16 protein-coding genes are annotated in these 20,913 nt (G+C 45.3%); 12 read left to right on the top strand and 4 right to left on the bottom strand.

Features of this window, described 5'->3' with window-relative positions; genetic code table 11:
- Window positions 1-5: 5 nt before the first annotated feature.
- The 6 genes from REC12_RS14440 to REC12_RS14415 all read left to right on the top strand — a co-directional run bounded on the left by REC12_RS14440 (window position 6) and on the right by REC12_RS14415 (window position 8,078).
- Entirely contained in the window at window positions 6-2,255 is a 2,250-nt protein-coding gene (locus tag REC12_RS14440; protein WP_374214212.1) for a xanthine dehydrogenase family protein molybdopterin-binding subunit, read from the top strand.
- Between the two features lie 281 nt (window positions 2,256-2,536).
- Window positions 2,537-2,878 (top strand): MazG-like family protein, encoded by a 342-nt coding sequence (locus REC12_RS14435; protein ID WP_308895623.1) that lies wholly within the window; start codon window positions 2,537-2,539, stop codon window positions 2,876-2,878.
- Window positions 2,879-3,300: 422 nt separating this feature from the next.
- Window positions 3,301-3,894: a response regulator gene (locus tag REC12_RS14430; protein WP_308895621.1), complete on the top strand. Its 594-nt coding sequence runs from the start codon at window positions 3,301-3,303 to the stop codon at window positions 3,892-3,894.
- A 20-nt stretch (window positions 3,895-3,914) separates the two neighbouring features.
- A complete protein-coding gene (locus tag REC12_RS14425; RefSeq protein WP_308895619.1) occupies window positions 3,915-5,066 on the top strand; it encodes a sensor histidine kinase in 1,152 nt (383 codons plus the stop codon).
- Between the two features lie 368 nt (window positions 5,067-5,434).
- The gene (locus tag REC12_RS14420) at window positions 5,435-6,658 is read left to right on the top strand and encodes an EAL and HDOD domain-containing protein (protein ID WP_308895618.1); all 1,224 of its coding nucleotides are present in this window, start codon (window positions 5,435-5,437) and stop codon (window positions 6,656-6,658) included.
- 148 nt (window positions 6,659-6,806) lie between these two features.
- Entirely contained in the window at window positions 6,807-8,078 is a 1,272-nt protein-coding gene (locus REC12_RS14415; RefSeq protein ID WP_308895617.1) for a methyl-accepting chemotaxis protein, read from the top strand.
- 291 nt (window positions 8,079-8,369) lie between these two features.
- Here the strand turns inward: REC12_RS14415 and REC12_RS14410 are convergent, their stop codons facing one another.
- Complete coding sequence (locus REC12_RS14410) at window positions 8,370-9,704, bottom strand: glycosyl hydrolase family 18 protein (protein WP_308895616.1); 1,335 nt, start codon at window positions 9,702-9,704, stop codon at window positions 8,370-8,372.
- Window positions 9,705-9,984: 280 nt separating this feature from the next.
- Here REC12_RS14410 and galT point away from each other — a divergent pair, with 280 nt between their 5' ends.
- From galT to REC12_RS14385, 5 genes are read left to right on the top strand one after another with little or no spacing between them, the layout of a single operon-like run.
- Entirely contained in the window at window positions 9,985-10,980 is a 996-nt protein-coding gene (gene galT / locus REC12_RS14405) for a galactose-1-phosphate uridylyltransferase (protein ID WP_308895615.1), read from the top strand.
- Window positions 10,968-12,137, top strand: coding sequence for a galactokinase (locus REC12_RS14400; protein ID WP_308895614.1), 1,170 nt, complete (start codon window positions 10,968-10,970; stop codon window positions 12,135-12,137). The genes galT and REC12_RS14400 overlap by 13 nt, the downstream gene beginning before the upstream one ends.
- Before the next feature lie 14 nt (window positions 12,138-12,151).
- A complete protein-coding gene (galE, locus tag REC12_RS14395) occupies window positions 12,152-13,138 on the top strand; it encodes a UDP-glucose 4-epimerase GalE (RefSeq protein WP_308895613.1) in 987 nt (328 codons plus the stop codon).
- Window positions 13,135-14,238: a M24 family metallopeptidase gene (locus REC12_RS14390; protein WP_308895612.1), complete on the top strand. Its 1,104-nt coding sequence runs from the start codon at window positions 13,135-13,137 to the stop codon at window positions 14,236-14,238. Before galE ends, REC12_RS14390 begins: the two co-directional genes overlap by 4 nt.
- A gap of 38 nt (window positions 14,239-14,276) precedes the next feature.
- Complete coding sequence (locus REC12_RS14385; protein WP_308895611.1) at window positions 14,277-15,524, top strand: ROK family transcriptional regulator; 1,248 nt, start codon at window positions 14,277-14,279, stop codon at window positions 15,522-15,524.
- Between the two features lie 122 nt (window positions 15,525-15,646).
- Here the strand turns inward: REC12_RS14385 and mglC are convergent, their stop codons facing one another.
- From mglC to REC12_RS14370, 3 genes are all read right to left on the bottom strand, one after another.
- Window positions 15,647-16,675 (bottom strand): galactose/methyl galactoside ABC transporter permease MglC, encoded by a 1,029-nt coding sequence (gene mglC, locus REC12_RS14380; RefSeq protein WP_308895610.1) that lies wholly within the window; start codon window positions 16,673-16,675, stop codon window positions 15,647-15,649.
- Between the two features lie 14 nt (window positions 16,676-16,689).
- Window positions 16,690-18,207: a sugar ABC transporter ATP-binding protein gene (locus REC12_RS14375; protein WP_308895608.1), complete on the bottom strand. Its 1,518-nt coding sequence runs from the start codon at window positions 18,205-18,207 to the stop codon at window positions 16,690-16,692.
- Window positions 18,208-18,374: 167 nt separating this feature from the next.
- Window positions 18,375-19,415, bottom strand: a complete 1,041-nt coding sequence (locus REC12_RS14370; protein ID WP_308895607.1) for a galactose ABC transporter substrate-binding protein — start codon at window positions 19,413-19,415, stop codon at window positions 18,375-18,377.
- Window positions 19,416-19,795: 380 nt separating this feature from the next.
- Here REC12_RS14370 and fakB point away from each other — a divergent pair, with 380 nt between their 5' ends.
- Window positions 19,796-20,638 carry a fatty acid kinase binding subunit FakB gene (gene fakB, locus REC12_RS14365; protein ID WP_308895605.1) on the top strand — a complete coding sequence of 281 codons (843 nt, stop codon included), beginning with the start codon at window positions 19,796-19,798 and terminating at the stop codon, window positions 20,636-20,638.
- Window positions 20,639-20,913: the final 275 nt, after the last annotated feature.

Raw genomic sequence — 20,913 nt, 5'->3', positions numbered from 1 at the left:
ACGGGATGTCCGTAGCGATGGGCAAGCCTGTGTATACGGAAGATTTAGTCATGCCTCATGCCCTTGTTGTGAAAATTCTCAGAAGCCCGCATGCTTACGCCAAGATAACGAATATTGATAAGGCCAGAGCGGAGAGCCTTGAGGGTGTAGAGTGCATTCTTACCTACAAAGATGTTCCCGGTGTTCGCTTTACATTAGCCGGACAATCCTATCCTGAACCTTCGCCTTACGATCGCTTGATTTTGGAGAATATTGTTCGCTATGTTGGTGACGAGGTGGCTGTTATTGCGGCAGTGGATGAAAAGACAGCTGTAAAAGCGCTGAAATTAATGAAGGTAGACTATGAAGTGCTGGAGCCGGTATTGGATTTTGAAGAAGCTATTGGACATTTGTCACAGGTTCACCCTGAAGAAGATTTAGCTTGTAATTTTGACATAGGCTTAAACAAAGAGGAGAATATTGCCTCTTCTTACCATGAAGCAGTAGGTGACGTGGAACAAGTATTAAAGGAATGTCCCGTGGTTGTTGAGGAGGTCTATTTTTCTCAGGCTCAGGCACATGCCATGATGGAAACCTATCGGGCTTTCACTTATCAGGATCATATGGGAAGACTAGTTGTGGTCAGCTCTACTCAGATTCCCTTTCATATAAGAAGACAATTGGCGCGGGCCCTACAGATTCCGGCAAGCAAGATCCGCGTGATCAAACCGAGAATCGGCGGCGGGTTCGGAGGCAAGCAGACGGGTGCTGGTGATGTTTTTGCGGCCTTGGTGACTTTGAAAACAGGCAAACCGGCTATGATAATCTATGACCGGCAGGAAACCTTTAGTTGCACCACCAGTCGGCATGCCATGAGAATTAAGGTGCGGCTGGGAGCGGATTTGGACGGATACATCCGGGCTATCGACCTTCAAGTGTTGTCCGATACGGGAGCCTACGGAGAACATGCCTCTACAGTTCTCGGCTGTGTTGGACATTATACGTTGCCCTTGTACAATAAAACAAAAGCAGTTCGAATTCAAGGGAACGCGGTTTACACCAATAAAATGCCGGCGGGGGCTTTTCGCGGCTATGGGGCGACGCAGGGAACCTTTGCTTTGGAATCGGCCGTCAATAAGCTGGCGGAACGCTTAGCCCTGGACCCTGCGAAAATACGTTTGAAAAATATCAGCAAAGAAGGGGAAACCTTTCTTACGGGGCAGGGAGTTTTGCTCGGAAGTACGGCTTTAGACCGCTGCATTAAGAAAGGCCGGGAGATGATTGGCTGGAACGAAAAGTTTCCGCGTCGGGAAATTAATTCCGCAAAAGTCCGGGCAGTAGGTATGGCCATTACCATGCAGGGGTCGGGGATAGCCAACGTGGGTACGGCTTCCGCTGAGATCCGTTTAAATGACGACGGAAACTTTACCCTGCTTATTGGAGCAACGGATATGGGAACCGGATGTGACACAATCCTGAGTCAAATAGCAGCCGAAATATTAGAAGTACCTATGGAAACTATTATTGTCTGCGCCGGGGATACGGACAGTTCCCCCTTTGATCCCGGTTCGTATGCCTCCAGTACCACCTATCTGGCGGGAACTGCCGTGGTAAAGGCGGCAGAGGAATTAAAAGGGAAGATTTTGGCTCAAGGAGCTAAGTTCTTAGGAGTTTCTGAAGAAGACGTTGTCTATGAAGAGCTTGCCGTGCGAACCTTGGAAGGCGATCGGGAAATCAGCTTGGCTAAACTAGCCGAACAAACGATTCTTGGTATGGGAAACCTTCAATTGGTAGGCATGGCTACTCATGGCAGTGACATTTCCCCTCCTCCTTATGTCGCAGGTTTTGCGGAAGTGGAAGTAGACCGTGAAACCGGCAGCGTTGACCTGATCGATTATGTCGCTGTTGTTGACTGCGGTACGATGATCAATCCCAACCTGGCCAGAATTCAGGCTGAAGGAGGAATAGCCCAAGGAATCGGTATGGCTTTGTGCGAAGAAGTCAGGTACAGCGATTTGGGAAAGATGGAAACGAACACTTTCATGCAATATAAAATCCCTTGCCGTAAAGACCTCGGTAAGGTGCGTGTTGCCTTTGAGGAAAGCTATGAACCGTCAGGTCCCTTCGGGGCTAAATCTATTGGGGAGGTCGTGGCCAATACCCCGTCTCCGGCGATCGTTAATGCGGTATATAATGCCGTTGGAGTTCAGGTCCACCATTTGCCGGTTACTCCGGAAAAAGTCTTTTTAGAAATGCGGAAACAGAAGCGAGAATAAGCAGAGATTGTAAGATCAAAGCTGAGATTTAGTGGCAATGTAACGGATTTGCCTGCTTGATAATGACTTGTAAGCCAGCGCAAAAGACTGCCTTAGACGGTTTCCTTCGTCGGGCAGTCTTTTGCGCTTCGGAGATTCAGAAAGGAAATTGAAGATACCAGGGCGGTGAACCCTAAGGAAGATCCGCCGCCAAATACCACCAGGGTATCGTTAATGCGTTCATGCTTCAAGAATGGTATAATAATGAAACAAAGAGATTGATAGGCAGGGGAGGTGCGAAAGTGACAACGAATTCTAAATCCGGTCCGGAACAGTACGCTACTAAAACTGTGACCTTACCCCGCTTGAATCGCTTAAGCCCTTCTTTGGAGAGTACGGCCCTCAAGATCATGGAGGAATCCGGGGAGTTAGCCCAGGCTATCGGCAAGTTCAGAGGGCTCAGCGGGGAACGTCAGCGCCTCGAGGAAGCGGAGGCCATGCAGAGAGTGGCCCGCGAGTTGGTTGACGTTGCCCAAACAGCGGTGACCATGATGTTTGTTCTTGAGGAGCAGTATGGAATTGATTTGGAAACAATTTTGCGTGAACATATTATGAAGCTGAGGCAGAAGGGGTATTGTGATTAGTGGAAAAGCAAAGCTGACTCTCAATAAGTTTTTTAATACGATTATCTAAAGCTAATCAGGCAATTAACGCGGTTTCTAAAAATAAATTTCATTCAAGTGTTCAGCGAGGGATTCTCCCTCGCTTTATTGCTGTGCTTGGCATGGGTTTGTCTTTAAGTTGAAAACTCGAATAATATGCAGATTGCCGATAAGTTATTTGTTGATCTTTCTTTCCTTACTAAGATATAATTATTTAGAAAAAGCGAACAAAGAGACTGGCTAATAGATTTTAAATATTAAAACGAACTAAGGAATCTGAAAAATATCATAATCCACCTGGATTTTAGTTAACTCTTTTATATGCAGATACTTTCTTTAAGCACCATTGTCAAGGCAAAATGTAATAAACAGATCTATTCCAATTGCTTCGGGAAGGTGAAAAAATGAAGAAAGCCCTAGTGGTCGATGATACAAAATCAAACCGAATATTGTTAACTAAATGCTTGCAAACGGAAGGCTATCTCGTTGAGACTGCCGGAAATGGCAAGCAGGCTATGGCCCTAATGAAAGCTGAGGACTATACTATAATATTTTTGGATATAAAAATGCCTTATATGAGTGGCACAGAAGTCTTTAAATGGATGATGCACAATGGTATTACTACGCCTGTAGTCATAACGACAGCCTATGCCACTGTAAAAAATGCGGTGGAGTGTACTCAAATGGGTGCCGTGGCCTATCTGCAAAAACCCTTTACTTTGGCTAGATTTAAAGAGCTGGTGACTGAAATCGAGCAGAAAATACATACCAGAGAATTAAAAAAAGACCCTATTGTTGAGGAACAGGACGTTTTTCAGCTTGTTAATAGAGAATTAAAATACGGCAGTCCGGAAGAAGCTCTGATATATCTGAAAAAGGCTCTTTCTGAGACCCCCATCAATTCGGAGATATACTTGCTGCTAAGCAAGGTGTATTCTTCGATAGGAAATGAAGACTATGCGGAAAAGTTTAGGAAAGTCTATGAAATTTTCAAATGAAGTAAGGGGTTTGATTTGATGTGAGTAATTTAATTAGTGACGAGGATGAGACTCAATTTGCACCAGCCTCTCGCTTAGCTGATGACATAATCCTGGGGCAAGCAGAGCAAATAACAAAACAAAATCTGATTCCCAATCTCTTTAATATCATTCCTTATATTGTGCTTGTTTTGAATAAAGAAAGGCAAATAATATACTCAAACAATGTTTTATTTGAGACCTTAGGAATTGCATCCCAAGAGAAGCTATTAGGTCTCCGCCCCGGAGAGGTCTTAAACTGTGTTCACTCGCACGAAACGGCAGGAGGCTGCGGAACAACGGAATGCTGCAGTGTTTGCGGAGCCGTCCTCGCGATACTGGAATCACAAAAAACGAAAGCCCCTGTGTCGAAGGAATGCCTGCTCACCGCGGAAAAAATGAACGATACGAAATGCTTTGAACTGGCGGTTTATGCGGCTCCCGCTGGAGTTATCGATGATGAGTATACACTGTTCATCGTAAGGGATATTAGTGAGGAAAAAAGGAGACAAGTCTTTGAACAAGTCTTTTTTCACGACTTGCTGAATACATCGGGTGCTGTAAAGGGGTTCGTTCAAATAATGAAAGAATCGCCAAACTTGAGCGAAGTTCAGGAATTATCAACCCATGCTAATGAAGCTGTTGATATTCTGATTGATGAAATCAATAGCCAAAGAGATTTGATAGCGGCTGAGAACGGAGAGCTTAAACTAAATTTGTCAAACTTTTCAGCAAAGGGTTTGGTTACCAAACTCGTCGAGTTTTATGAAAAATATGACACGATGTTTTGTTCCATAGAAATCGAGTGTGATGAAGATCTGATCATAACAAGTGATGTTGTTTTAGTAAGACGTATCGTCAACAACATGCTAAAAAATGCGGTTGAAGCTTCCGACGGGGATACGGTAAGCATATTGATTGAAAAGAAGGATGGCTATGCTGAATTCAGAGTGCATAATACCCAGTCCATACCGCGGGAGGTACAACTGCAAATTTTCAAGCGTTCCTATTCCAACAAAGGCAGTGGACGCGGCATCGGCACTTATAGCATGAAGCTCCTCGGTGAAAAGTATTTAGGAGGTTATATCTCTTTTTCTTGCAACAACGGGACGACCTTTGTTTTTGGAGTGCCAATGAAGGCGAAGTGGATATAAATGTTAACGAAGAGAATAACCGTAAAAAATATAGGAAAACTATGAACCGTTCTGATAAATTGATTTAAGTCAGATTTGAACTGTCGGTAAATTATTTAGGCTGGTTGCGGTTCAGTTTTTAACTTAAATTCTTGTAAGCTATAATTACTTTGGCGAGGGGAAAATGAAATGAAATGTTTTTGATAAATCAAACACTCTTGAATATTAGACAGTTGACATTAGAGATGAGTGTGACCTCTTATTGCGCACCTTAGAGATATTAAAGTCGTTTAGCCCCCTGCCGGCAATTAGTTAATAATTGTTGGTTTTTTTATTGTCGTAATACAGATCGACTTAGAAAAAAGCTCTACAGTGGAGGGGGAATCTTTATGACTTTGTTGTTTGCCCGGCAGCCAATTCTTGAAATCAGTAATAAATTATATGGATATGAGTTTTTATGCAGAGAAGAAGGAGGGGGGAACTCCTATAGTAGTGTTAATGGGGATGTAGCCACATCCAATGTGATGGCTGCCAGCTTTTTATCAATGGGTGTCAATGAAATATTGGGCAAGAGAAAGGCTTTTATTAATTTTACAGAAGCTATGCTTTTGCATGGTGTAGCAACATTATTTCCTAAGGAACAAATAGTAATTGAGGTGCTTGAAAACGTTGAACCAAGCGCAGACATAATAGTTGCCTGTAAAAACCTTAAAGCAGAGGGATATACTCTTGCTCTGGACGATTTCGTGTTCACACCAAGTTATGAAGCGTTGATTAACTTAGCGGACATTATCAAAGTTGATTTTATGGCAACTAAAACGGATCAAGATAGGAATTATGTGGTTCGACAATTGAGAAATGGAAAAATCAAGTTTCTTGCGGAAAAAATTGAAAACTATGATGATTTTCAAATAGCGGTTAAAGCCGGATATACACTTTTTCAAGGCTACTATTTTTCCAAGCCTGTAATTACATCTTCTAAAAGAATCCCGCCGTCAAAAATGAACCATATCGCCTTAATTAAGCTGCTTGAAAGCAAGGACCCTGACTTTGAAGATATAGCAAAAATTATTGAGAAAGATGTTGCTTTTTCATATGAAATCTTACGAATAGCTAATACCGCTTATTATTATCGCGGAAGTGAAATCGTATCGATCAGACAAGCAGCGATTCGAATTGGGTTGGACGAACTGAAAAAATGGGCCTTTATAACGGCCCTGCGCAAAATCGGTGGCAACGGTCAGGATATGATCGTAAATCTCTGTGCCCAACGTGCTAAAACTCTGGAGCTTCTGTGCCGAAAGCTAGGCTTAAATAAACGGGAAATGGAGTTTTTTACATTAGGCATTTTGTCCATGATAGATGTTTTGGCCGGATGCCCCATAGAGCTGCTGCTGCCTGAATTGCCCGTATCCAGTGAGGTGAAACAAGTGCTTTCAGGAAATTATGATCAGGGTAAAATGTCCGTCTGTTACAAAGTAATCTTGGCTTACGAAAAAGGAGAGTGGGCTAAGATATTTGATTACGTGCATAAACATGCCATTAATGTTGCCGATGTCGCTGAAGCCTATGCCGGGGCGGTTGTCTGGGTGAATAATGTTGAGTTGGATTAATATCTTTTAATAAGCAAAACACGGTTAAGTGCTGACTTGTTATGAAGCTTATCACTTATTCGAACAGTCAATACTCCAATGAAATCTAAGGGATCAAAGTTTGGAAGTATACAATTTCTCTGACAATTATTTAAAGGGGGGAGATTTTTTGTTTAAATCAGGTCAAATTCGAAAGTTTTTTTTCATCTCGGTTGGCTTTGGGTTTGCTATAGGTATACTATTTCCCTTTTATGCCTCTATATTTACAATATACAAAAGCGAAGAAATGCGGGTACTGTTTAGTATTTCATGTATCGCAGCAGGTATTATTGTCGGTGTAGTCTCTTATATAGTAGCAAATATTACATTAATCTCTTCAATTAGAAGTTTATACAAACATTTTGATAATATTATTAAGGGAGATTTAACAAAACGCTTACATATTAAAGGTGAAGATGATATTAGCAAACTCTCTGATGATTTCAACTTAATGGCAGAATCATTAAAATCAATAATCGAACAAATTATTGATGAAGCTAAGCAATTAGCCAAATTCGCAGATAATACCACAGAGGATATAGGCTATCTGGACAAACAAATTGGAGATGTTACCTCAATAACGCAAATCCTGTCCGTAAGCATGCGGGAGACATCTGCTTCCACGCAGGAATTAAGCGCTATTTCCAATGAAATTGAAACGGCCATTGAATCTATTGCCAAGAAAGCGCAGGAAGGATCAGAAACAGCCTCTGAAATAAATATCAGGGCCAATAAGCTTAAGGAAGATTCTATTACTTCGAAAGATAATGCGATAAAGATTTACAGAGGGACAAGAGAAAGGCTGATCAATGCCATCAAAAAATCCAAAACGGTTGCAGAAATAGGTATTTTATCAGAATCGATACTCCAAATTACGTCTCAAACGGATTTGCTTGCTTTAAATGCCGCTATTGAAGCTGCACGGGCGGGAGGAGCAGGCAAAGGGTTTGCGGTGGTAGCTGAAGAAATAAGAAAGCTTGCGGAGGGTTCGAAAGCTGCCGTTATAAAGATTAAAACTGTGACAGAAAATGTGATGGAATCTGTTGAAAATCTTGCTTCAAGCTCGGAAGAGATATTAGAGCTTGTCAATAATACGATAATCAATGAATACGATATGATCGTTAAAATAGGCGAACAATACAATAATGATGCTCATGGAATAAACGATATGACTTCTGATTTTAAAGTGACTTCAGAAGAATTGCTCACTTCAACCCAGACCGTGGTTAACTCTGTTAAGGGGATTGCAGAGGCAAGCCATAAAGCAGCATCGGGAACTCAAGAAATTACCGATAGAGCAATAATTATAGCGAAAAGGGCTTCTGATGTTGTAGAACAGGCCGATCTAGTTAGAAATAGCGTAAAAAGGCTCCATAATGTCGTATTAAAGTTTAAAGTGTAATTAAGTTTGGCTGAATTGGCCTTTGTTGTTTTCACATCCCCACTTTTGCCTCTATAGTAAGCAATGAGAAAGCGCCCTCACTTCACTTTGACAGTGAAAGGAGGACGCTTTTTGAGCGTTGCAACCACTTTGAATTTTAGGGACTGAGTTTTCGTGCAGACAGTTTTCAGGACAGCCCCTTTTTTGACACTGCTTTGTGCGGAAATCCCCGATTTCTTCCCGGAGAAGTTTGTCTTCGACAACGATTCTTCCGGGAAGGCGGAATCGGGTCAAAAGAGTGCAAGCTTAATTCTAAACACTTGCCTTAAATTTAGCTTGAATGACATCATAAATTTTGGGGTCCTCGGCACCAAGATACCAGATAACGATGCCATTAAGGTCATAGTGATTTACTAAATCCAACAGGGCAGCAAAAGAATTGGCGTCGATGAACCAGACCTCATGGGCGACTCCATCTGCCGTATAGGTAAAATGAGGACCCTGTTGAGCATCTTCCGTGATTGGAGCATTATAGCGTTTCGCTGTGGAAACAGCATAGCTATAAGTTATTCCCTTGCCTTCTTGTCCGAGGGGCCAGTCATAGCCGTATGTCGGCAGCCCCAGAACAATTTTACTTTTAGGGATCGTGGAAACGGCATAGGCCAAGACGTTGTCAATCCAATCAGCAGGGGCTATGGGGCCGGGTTCACCGCCAAACCAGTGAAAGTCATAGCCCATGATGCGGACAAAATCGGCAGTTTGGCCGATCCCTATATAATCGTGAGCTTCAGCACCGGTCCAGTCTCCGACCGGATCGGTCTTGGCATGTACCGTAACTATAAGCTGCTTGCCTATTGGACTAAGGGCCGTTTTCAGCTCTTGAAGAAAAATGACAAATACTTCTTTATCCTTTACGAATAGGTTCTCATAGTTTATGTCGATGCCGTCATAATTCAGCTGGCTTAGCAGCTTGACGATATTGGCAACATGATTCCTCCGAATTAGAGGATCGTTAAGAACAGCCGAGATCTGTTCGCTGCTGAAGGCGTTAGATATAAGAGGAAACAGCTTAATAGCATGTGTTCTGGCGAAGGAAAGAAGGGAATTGTCCTCCGCGCCGGTATACTTGATGATTTCTCCCGATGATTCTACTTCGTACCAAAACGGAGACAGGTTGCTAAATATGTCGGGGTGATTTTGCACCGAGCGGAAGGCTTGAGTTTGCAGCCAGGATGGAACCCATCCGCCGACTGACTTTGTAAGTACAAGTTTGGGAAGGGAAGTGGGAAGCCAGATTTTCTGACCGATATTCAGCTTATTGGGGTCGACTCCGGGGTTAGCGGCAAGCAAAGAAGATAAGTTTAAGTTAAAGGTTAAGGCAATTTTATAGAAAGTATCCCCGGCCTGGATTGTGTAAAGCCGGTACCCTTGATCCCTGTTTTGGAGAGCTAGCCAAGTAACCGGACCGACGATTCCATCCGGTGTTAAACTAGTATCTTTTTGAAACTGAATAACGGCCTGCATTGTTTTGGGGCCAAATATTCCATCTGCCGTTCCGGGATTATATCCTAACCTTTGTAATATCAACTGAAGTTCTTTAACTTCAGTCCCCGTAGAACCTTGCTTTAAGTTCGCCAAGATTGTCACCTCTCTATAGTTTAGCTTTGGACACAATGAACCCTATATTAACTATCTATTATTCTATGCGCTCTATTATTTGAAGGTACTTACAGGGCGGAAGAGTTCTCGAAACGAGGGCAGACAATAACCGGCGTAATGATAACAGTTGGCAGTGTGCAGTGAGGCAGATTCACCCGGTGCGAAAAACTCCTTAAATAATCCAAGGAAATTACTTAATTAATTTAATTTAATATATTATAATAGAACAGAGAGGTAGTTATATTTCTTTGGAAAAGGGAGAAGAGTAATGACAGAGCTGCGCTATAATCCTTTGTTAGGGGACTGGACCATGGTGGCGTCACACAGGCAAAACCGTCCGCATCTGCCGAAAGAAGGCTGTCCTTTTTGCCCGGGCTCGGGCAAGGTTCCCGAACATTACGATGTTCTGAAATATGATAACGATTTTCCGGCCTTAATGCCTGAACCGCCTGAACCGGACCCTGTGGCGACCTCGCTGTATACTGCTGAAAAAGCTTTTGGCAAATGCGAAGTAATTCTCTATTCCCCTGATCATACGGCGACCTTGCCTGAGTTGTCCGTGGAGCACCTGGAAAAGCTGGTTGATTTGTGGACGGAGCGTTTTATCGCCCTGAGTCAGGAGCCAAAGCATCAATATATCATGATCTTTGAAAATCGCGGAGAGGAATGCGGCGTGACAATGCCCCACCCTCATGGTCAGATCTATGCCTATTCCTGGATTCCCTTGAAGCTGCGGACGGAACTGGAAAACTGCCGGGTTTATCACGCTGCCAAAGGATCTTGTTTAATTTGTGATATGAATCAAGCGGAATTAGATTTTCAAAAACGGATGATCTATGAAAATGAGCATTTCCTGGCTTATATTCCTTTCTTTACAGACTATCCTTATGGGTTGTTCATTGTCAGCAAAAGCCATAAAACTGCTTTGAGTGATTTTACCCGCGCAGAAAAGCGGAGTCTGGCTGAGATCCTTAAATATATGACAGGTGCCATGGATACGTTGTTTCGGCGCTTATTTCCCTATATGATGGTGATTCATCAGCGCCCGCCGCACGATGCCGCAGCTCGGGACTTTTATCACTTTCATATCGAATTCTATACGCCTTTGAGAGATGCGGGAAAACTTAAATACTATGCTTCCTCGGAAATGGGCGCCTGGGCGCCCGCCAACCCTCAATCTGTTGAAGAAACCTCCGAGCGTTTGCGCCAGGCGCTTCAAGAGTATCTTCAAAAAGAAAGGCGTGCCGGCCAATGCCCGGATTGAAGCTGCTTCGGGAGGAATTCGCTCAAAGGTTTGGAGCTAAGGGAGAGGAGAGCCGGATCTTCTTTGCTCCGGGCCGGGTGAATCTAATTGGCGAACATACGGATTTCACAGGAGGCTATGTTTTGCCCGCCGCTTTAACCTATGGAACTTGGGCAATGGTTCGGCGCCGTCCGGAGGGAATCCTTCGTTTAGCTTCCACGAGTTTCCCGGGAATAGCAGAGTTTGCTGCCGCTGAAGAGGTAGTTTATCGCCGGGAGGACGGCTGGGCAAATTATCCCAAAGGTATTTTTGCTGAATTTAAGAAGTTAGGTTTAAGTTTGCCCGGTTGTGATATTCTTTTTGCGGGGAATATACCTAAAGGAGCGGGATTATCCTCCTCGGCTTCCATAGAAATGGTGACGGCCGTGGCTATAAAGTGTCTGGGAGAGTTGGAATTCACAGCCGTTGACCTGATCCGTTTGGCACAGCGGGCGGAAAATCAATTTGTCGGAGTCAACTGCGGGATTATGGATCAGTTTGCTTCAGGGCTGGGAAAGGCGGGGCAGGCCATCCTTTTGAAATGCGATACCTTGGCTTACCGCTATGTGCCCTTGTCCTTAGGGGAATATCAGTTGGTGATTACGAATTCCAACAAACAGCGAAGTTTGACGGAATCGAACTATAATCAAAGAAGGCAGGAATGCGAGGAGGGAATTCGCCTTCTGGAAAACCTTCTGCCCGCTTTTACCTGTTTGGGAAACGTTACCGTTGAAGAGTGGCAGGCGGTACAGGGGCAGGTGGAGTCCCCTGTGGTCAGAAAACGCTTGGAGCACATCGTGCGGGAAAATGAGCGGACACTGGCATCGACGAAAGTCTTGGAGGCGGGAAATCTTCAGGCCTTTGGAGAATTTATGCTTCAATCTCATGAATCATTGCGGGATCTTTACGAGGTGACGGGGACGGAACTGGATACCTTATTTGAAGAGGCCCGACAAGTTGCGGGTTGCATCGGAACGAGAATGACCGGAGCCGGTTTTGGAGGGTGTACGGTGAGCTTAGTCCATCAGGAGGCTGTGGCCGATTTTAAAACCCAAGTATCTGAGAGATACGCAGGGAAAACAGGTTTAATTCTGGAATTTTATATCTGCGACTGCGGAGATGGTGCCCGCGAATTATAGAGGGGGTCGGTGAAATGGCAATTTTAGTGACCGGCGGGGCCGGTTATATAGGAAGTCACACGGTTGTGGAATTTTTGAGCAAAGGGGAAGAGGTCGTAGTACTTGATAACCTGCAAAAGGGGCACCGTGACGCTGTCAGGGCCGGAAAGTTCTATGAAGGAGATATCCGGGATGCACGGCTGCTGGATCAAGTATTCAGCGAACAGAATATTGAGGCTGTAATTCACTTTGCGGCTGATTCTTTAGTCGGAGAAAGTGTTCAAGATCCTCTCAAATACTACGATAACAATGTCGTTACGGCGCAAAGGCTATTGGCCGGAATGGTGAAATACGGCGTTAAAAGCATAGTCTTTTCTTCAACGGCGGCCACTTATGGAGAGCCGGAGTCTATTCCTATTCAGGAACAGGATCGCAAGGAACCGACCAATCCTTACGGTGAGACAAAACTGGCCATTGAAACGATGTTGAAATGGTGTGATCAAGCTTATGGGGTTAAGTATGTGGCTTTGAGATATTTTAACGCAGCCGGGGCTCATAGTGACGGGCAGATCGGAGAAGATCACCGGCCGGAAAGCCATTTAATCCCGATAATTTTACAAGTGGCTTTGGGTCAACGGGAGCGGCTGGCCGTATTCGGAGATGATTATCCGACTCCTGACGGGACATGTGTTCGCGATTATATTCACGTCACGGATCTGGCGAATGCCCACTGGCTGGCCCTGCAGAAGCTCAGGCGGACCGGAGAGAGTGCTGTTTATAATTTAGGCAATGGAGAGGGCTTTTCTGTGCGTCAAGTCGTAGAGAAAGCCCGCGAGGTAACGGGTCACCCTATTCCGCTTGAGATCGTACCGCGCCGGGCGGGAGATCCGGCAGTACTTATCGCTTCCTCCGAGAAAGCGCAACGGGAATTGGCCTGGAAGCCGCAATTCAACAGCTTAGGCCAGATCATCCAAACCGCTTGGAATTGGCAGCGCAACCATCCAAAGGGGTATGCTAAATGATGACTGTCGCCAGGAAACTAGCAAGGATCAGGAAGCTGATGGCGGCAATGGAACTGGATGGGGTCCTTCTTCGCCAGCGCCGCAGTTTCTCCTGGCTGACCGGTGGAAAAAGAAACTATATCGTCACCGCGACGGAACTGGGTGTCGCCGATGTGGTTGTTTTACGGGACCAGGTCTACTGCGTCACTACCAAGATGGAATTTGCCCGCATAAAAGAGGAGGAATTAGCCGGATTTGCTTGGGAATGGATGACGCCAGAGTGGTTCGAGGGGAGCGAAGGAGCAATCAGCTCCCTTTGCCGGGGAAAAACAATGGGGATGGACGTTTGCCCTGAGTTGCTGCCTGAGGTCAAAGGCCGGAATATCAGCAGGGAATTGGCGGAGTTGAGTTTTGTCTTAGATCTTGAGGAGATAGAGCGTTACCGTTGGTTATCCCGTTCCGTGGCCGAGGTTTTAGAAAAAACCTGCCGGGAGATTGAACCGGGCATGAGCGAATTTGAGATTCAAGCGCTTCTTGCTTCTAAAGCCGCGGTTCTGGGTGTGCAAACTCCCGTTTTGTTGGTGGCTGCGGATCAGCGAATCTATGCTTACCGCCATCCCATCCCGACGGAGAAGAAATTGGAGCGTTACGCCATGCTCGTTCTTTGTGGTGAAAAATGGGGTCTGGTGGCTAATGCCACTCGCTTTGTTCATTTTGGGGCACTTTCTCCGGAGCTTCAGGAAACTAAACAAGCTTTGGCGGAAATCGATTTAGCCTTTAACCTGGCGACTCGTCCCGGTGTGCCGATCAAAGACGTATTCCGCCAAGGAATTGAGGCTTATAAAAAATGGGGACATCCGGACGATTGGCGTTACCTTCATCAGGGTGGGCCGACAGGTTACGCTTCCCGGGAGTTTTTAGCGAATTTGGATTCGTTAGGGATTGTGCAGTGCCATCAAGCCTTTGCCTGGAACCCATCCCTAAGGGGATTGAAATCCGAAGATACCCTGTTAGTGACTGAAAGTGGGCCGGAGTTCCTTACGCAGACCGGGACGTGGCAATATCTGCAGATTGAGAAAGACGGGATACTCTATTCCCGGCCCGATATCCTTATAAGATAAGAAGAAAATCATGATTAGGCAGAGGGGGAGCGGCATAAGTGAGTGAATTGATACCGGTAGGAAGTTTTCAAGGCATGAAATCCTTGAATAAATCAGCGATTCTCAATATTGTCAGGCAGTATGGACCAATCTCCAGAGCGAAAATTGCCAAGTTAACCAAACTGACTCCCCCGACCGTAACCAATCTTGTGGGTGAGCTGATTGAGTCCAGGCTGGTGGTCGAGAGCACTTTGGGAGAATCCACGGGCGGAAGAAAACCGATTCTTTTGCGGATTAACTCCTCCGCCTTTTACGTTGTGGGGCTTTATGCCGGCGCCAAACGGTTAAAAGCGGTGACAGCGAACCTTGACGGCAATGTTCTGGCACAGGTTGAAATGAGGTATCAAGCCAATCAGACCAGTGAGCAGTTTCTTCAAACCTTGGAAACAGCCGTGGAAAATGTCATGCAAGCTACGCAGAAACCCAAAGAATCTTTCTTAGGGATCGGGGTAGGCATGCACGGACTTGTCGACCCTGAACAAGGGTTCTCTCTTTTTGCTCCCCACCTTAACCTGCGCAATATTCCTATCAAATTTCGTTTAGAGAAGAAATTCCAGTTGCCGGTGGAAGTTGAAAATGACGTAAGGGCTCAGGCTTTGGGAGAAAGTTGGTTTGGTAAAGGAGTAGGCATACCGAATTTTATTTGTGTGCACGTTGGAACAGGTGTGGGGGCGGGAATCATCATCAATAACAAGCTCTATCGGGGGACTTCCTTCACCGCGGGTGAAATCGGGCATACAACCATCGATAGCAACGGGCCAAAATGCAGCTGCGGAAATTACGGTTGTTTGGAAACGATGGTTGGCGGGGGAGCCCTGGCCCGCAGGGCCCAGCAAGCCATCAGATTGGGCAAAGAATCTATTCTTGAGGAGTGGGTTCAGGGAGATTTAGATGAGATTAATGGCGAAATGCTTTGTAAAGCGGCCCAACTCGGGGATTCAGTGGCCGCGGAAGTCTTAGCGGACACAGGGCGTTATCTGGGGATCGGACTGGCGAATCTTATCAATACTCTGAATCCAGCCCTTATTATTTTGAGCGGAGGAGTATCCAAAGCTGAGGACTACCTCCTGAAACCCTTGTTGAATACTTTAGAAAAGCGGGCTCTGACCAAACCGGCCAATGCGGTGAGGATCGTCATCTCAGAGTTGGGCGAAAATTCCATTGCTATCGGGGCCTTTACTCTGGTCTTGAACAAATTGTTCACGCCGAGCGGATTAAGTGATGCCGTTAACGATTCCCTGATCTGAAATTAAAGTTAAAAAAATAGGGTAGCAACAAACCATTTGAAGAGTTGTTGCTACCCTATTGATATTCTGAAGGCTGGTGCTCAACTTATGCGTCCATAAATCCCGAACCGTCCTTCAGAAATTTATTTCTTGGTTAGGTATTTGCGAATATCAAAGGCTACGGCAGTGATAATAATCAAACCTTTAATAATTAATTGCCAATAAGGGCTAACTCCGATATAAGTAAGTCCGTAATTAATAACTCCAAAAATTAAAACCCCAACCAGCACGCCGGGTACCGTGCCGATGCCTCCGGCGGTGGATACCCCGCCCACGACACAGGCGGCGATGGCATCGAGTTCATACATATTGCCGTAATTGTTGGTGGCTCCCCCTGTACGGGCAGCCTCCATGACTCCGGCCAAACCGTAGAGGGCTCCGGCAATAGCGTAAACATAAAGCAAGACCTGTTTGACGTTAATTCCGGAAACAACAGCGGCTTGAATATTTCCCCCAATGGCATACATGCTTTTTCCCAGACGAGTCTTGTTAAAGATAACCCAGACAATGAAAGCAACAACAAGCGCGATGATGACGATATAGGGTATAGAGTAAATGCCTGTCCCAATATAACCGCTCCCGAGGTCGGTGGTAAAATCCGGTCTGAGCCCGCCAATCGGCTGAGATTGATTGGGCTTCATATCGAAGTAAAGGGAGTTAAGGCCGTACACTGCGACCATTGAACCTAAGGTGGCAATAAAGGGGGGAACACTGAAGCGGGAAACAATTAAGCCGTTGATTAGACCGACAAGAAGTCCGGCAAAGATAGCGATTAAAACCGGTACCCATAAGGGCAGATTTGGCAACCCGGGGTAAAAACGGTGTGAATACTCCTGGATTTGCAGCATGGAAGCGGATAAGACCGCTGCAAACCCTACCATACGACCTGCCGAGAGGTCGACTCCACCGGTGATCAGAACAAAGGCAGCTCCCAAAGCGATAATAGCTCGGGTTGATGATTGCAGTAAAATATCCCTGAAACTATTGATCGATAAAAAGCTTGGGTCTATGGCGGCAATACCCAAAATAAGAATGACGAGCACAAAATAAATCGCATACTGAAAAAAGAAGCTACCGGCTTTCTTGGCACCGGTATCGTTGCTTTTTGCCATAAAAAGACCTCCAGTCAAACCATAAACTTTGTTGCGAGGTGCATAATGTCTTCTTCGGTTTTGTTTGTTCCTTCCAGAATACCGGACATTCGGCCTTCACACATAACCATGATTCGGTCCGACATACCGATAAGTTCGGGCATTTCAGAGGAGATCATAATAATGCTCTTACCCTGTTGAACCAATTCTGTGATGATAGAATAGATTTCGAATTTAGCGCCAACATCGATACCCCGTGTTGGCTCATCCAGCATAAGGATTTCAGGTTCAGTCAGGAGCCAGCGCGCTATTAGGACTTTTTGTTGATTTCCGCCGGAAAGATTTTTGATTTGGGTCTTTGCGGAAGGGGTCTTAATCCGCATTTGGTCGATACTTTGCTGGACGTCCCGGCTCATGGTTTGTTGGTTGAGAAGACGGTAGGGGGTAATATAGCGGTTCATATTGGCCATGACCGTGTTTTCCACAATTGGAAGTACGGGAAAGATTCCTGTGGCCCGGCGCTCCTCTGTCAGCAAGGCAATCCTGTGTTTCTTAGCATCCATAGGGGATTTGATTTTCACTTGTTTGCCCTTAACGAAGATCTGGCCTGAGGATACAGTTCTCAAGCCGAACAAGGCTTCGATCAGTTCTGTGCGCTGAGCGCCGACAAGCCCTCCTATTCCTAAGACTTCCCCTTGGCGCAATTCAAAAGAGACATCTTTAAAGGCTTTGGGAAAAGGCGAACTCAGCCCCTCAACCCGCAGCACTGTTTCCCCGGGAGTCCCGCTGCGTTCAGGGAAACGTTGAGTAAGATCACGGCCCACCATTTTGGAAATGATTAAATTGGTCGTTAACTCCGACGCCGGCCAGGTTCCGATATGTTTTCCGTCGCGCATGATAGTTACGTCATCGGAGATGGCAAGGATTTCCTCGATTTTATGAGAAATGTAGATGATGGATACGCCCCGGCTTTTTAAGGAACGGATAATTTTAAAAAGCTGCTCCACCTCATTGCCTGTCAAAGACGAAGTAGGTTCATCCATCACAATGACCTTGGCCCGGTGCGATACCGCTTTGGCAATTTCGATCGACTGGATTTTAGATACGGACAGGGTTCCGACAAGGATATGAGGATCGAGATCCATTTCCAAGTCTTCAAATAAAGCTACGGAATCCTGATACATGCGTTTGTCATCAATCAGTTTTAGAGGGCCAAAGCTTTTGAGGGGAAAGCGGCCGAGCCAAAGATTTTCCATCACACTGCGGCGCGGCACGGGATGGAGCTCTTGGTGAATCATAGAGATACCGTGATCGAGAGCAGCTTTGGAATTGTTGATCTCGGTTTTCTGGCCGTTTAAAAGAATTTCCCCGGCATCGGGTTTGTAGATCCCGAAAAGGCATTTCATGAGAGTGGATTTCCCTGCACCGTTTTCCCCCATGAGGGAGTGCACTGTACCGGGCCGTACCTGTAAGGTGACATCGTCTAGTGCCTTAACACCGGGAAACTCCTTAGAAATATGTTTCATTTCCAATAAGAATTCATTTTCAGGCATTTTGACCCTCCTGTAATCAGTGCTGGTCTAAGAATTTTACTTTTTCAAGGAATAGCAGTTTGGGGAGTCATTGAAAATCTAAAAAGCAAGGGGGAATTGTGTACATTGCCCCCTTGCTTCGTTATACTGTAAGCACATAAAGCCAATAGGTACTCGAAAGGAGACGGTTATTGGGCGTCTGCCATATTATCTTTGGTGATTTTCTTATATGGAACCCAGACATATTGGCCGTCTGTGATATCGTACCCGGTATTGTCTTTGCTTGGAGTTAATCCTTTGGCTAAAGCAAGCGACAGGTTTAAGGTTGCTGCGCCTTGGTTCTTGGCATCGTTTAACACGGTTCCTAAAAGGGTTCCGTCTTTTAAAGCCTGCAGGCCGGGAGCTGTGGCGTCAACACCGACGACCGGCATATATTTGCCATTGGCAAAGTATCCTTTCGCTTTTAAAGCTTCGATAGCCCCTAAAGCCATATCGTCATTGTTGGCAAGAACTGCTTCAATTTTGTCTCCTTGGGCGCCTAAGAAAGCAGCCATTTTGTCCTGAGCTTTGGAGCGATCCCACATAGCCGTGTCTTGAGCCAGTATGTTCACTTTAATTCCGGCATCCTCCAGGGCTTTAACGGAATACTTCGTACGGGCGATGGCGTCTTGATGTCCGGGCTCTCCCTGCAAGATCACGACATCCATGACGTTATCCTTGTTTTTGTCCATTTCGGGGTGGGCTTTCCAATAATCTCCCAGGATTTGCCCTTGCATGATACCGGATTCTTCCGCTTTAGCGCCGACATAGTAGACTTTGTCCCACTTTTTCATATCGCTGGCCAGAGGCTCGCGGTTGAAGAAGACCACCGGTGTGTTTGCTGTTTTGGCTTTGTCAATAATAACTCCGGCTGCCGTAAGGTCTACAGGGTTAATTGCCAAAGCGTTGACCTTTTTATTGATGAAGAGGTCGACTTTGTCATTTTGAGTAGGCTGGGAATTCTGACTATCGACAATATCAACAGTTGCTTTACCTTGGGCGGCAGTGGAAATGGCGTTCCGAACACCCGTCATAAATGTGTCGTCAAATTTGTAGATGGCAACACCAATGGTGGGCTGCTTTTCCGCGGAGCCGGATGAACCTGAACTGGGGGCGGAGCTGGTGCTGGCACCGCAGCCTGCCAAAAACAGTATTGCTCCGGTGATCACAACTGGAAGAAGTTTTTTCATTAATGATCCTCCCTTTTTAATTAGTTTTTTCACAAAATAGACTTAGTAAATTTATTTTCTTAAGTCTATTATAGTGTTCAGTATTCTGAATAGTCAAGGACTTTATTCTCCGTAATAATAGCCTTAAAAAGGAAACATATTCCTTAAATAGCCAATTATATTCTTTTTTTTTGCTGACATTATTAGTACTTTGAATTAACAATCTGAGATAAAATCCCTAACCTGTGAAGGAGAATGGTAACAAGAAGGCGAATTAAGTAGTATCTTGTAGAGGATATCTATTTTCACGGCAGGACGCAGCTCTTCTGATTTGGAAGCAGCTGCGGAGAAAGGCTTCGAGCCTGGGGAATTGACGATAATCGATAGACGGGGGATTTGGAATGAAGAGGATCGCACTGGTAACTGACAGTACGGCCGACCTGACAGAAGAATTGAAAAAGGAGTGTGACATCCACGTCGTTCCTTTGAAAGTTAACTTTAGGGATCAGGAATACTCAGATGAAGAACTTTCCAGCGAAGAATTTTACCGGCGCTTAGCCAGTGAAGAGGCACTCCCTAGGACTTCCCAACCGTCACCTGAGGAGTTTGGGAGGTTGTACGGCAGATTGCTTGAAGAATATCATGAGATTATCTCGGTGCATATCTCTTCTGCTTTGAGCGGGACCATTAATACCGCTTATCTGGCTAAAGAAAAGTTTAAAGCAAAGATACATCTCGTGGACTCCAAGACCATTAGCTTAGGTATGGGTCTGATGATGGTGGAAGCTGCCCGCAATATAAAAGAAGGATATGACACTGCCTGGATTCTTCGCAATCTTGAGAAAGCAAGGAAGAATATTGAAACTCTGTTTACCTTAAATACCTTGGAATACTTGCAGAAAGGCGGAAGAATCGGCAGAGTTCAAGGGTTTATGGGTTCTCTTCTCAATCTTAAACCGATTATTCGGGTGGGGGATGATGGGGTATACCACACTTATGCTAAAGCGCATAGCCAGAAAAAGGCGCTTGAAGGCGTTGTGCAGGCCCTTCAGGATTTAGCGAAAGGCAGAAAGCATGTTCGCCTGGCTGTTGCTCATGGAGCAGCAGAGCAGGCAGCCCATTATTTAAAGGAAGCTTTGGAAAATGCTTGTCAACTTCAAGCGACAGTTATTACTCAGGTTGGAGCGGTTATTGGTGTTCATACCGGTCCCGGAACAGTAGGCGCAGCTATTCAGTTTGAATAACGGACAGAGTACCGTCAATTCCCACAACACAATGGGGTTGTAACAAACTGAAATAGTCTTGTTACAACCCCATTCGCTAGATAAAGAAGACTTGATTCGGGTGGAGTTTTAAGTCCATCTGAATCCTGGCCGCACTTAGCCAGGGACTTAGACGCTCTTAACTCACCGCTTGCCGAAGCGGGAGTCTTAGAGCGGATTAGTCAGCGGATAAAAAATCTTCTGTGGGTGATAATTGAAAAACGGACAGTATAAGCTAATCCTGGAGAAGTCATTAA

Source organism: Candidatus Desulfosporosinus nitrosoreducens (genome assembly GCF_030954495.1).
Taxonomy (GTDB): Bacteria; Bacillota; Desulfitobacteriia; order Desulfitobacteriales; family Desulfitobacteriaceae; genus Desulfosporosinus; species Desulfosporosinus nitrosoreducens.
Note: the sequence above shows the minus strand (reverse complement) of the source record. Positions and strands in the feature narration are given on the sequence as shown.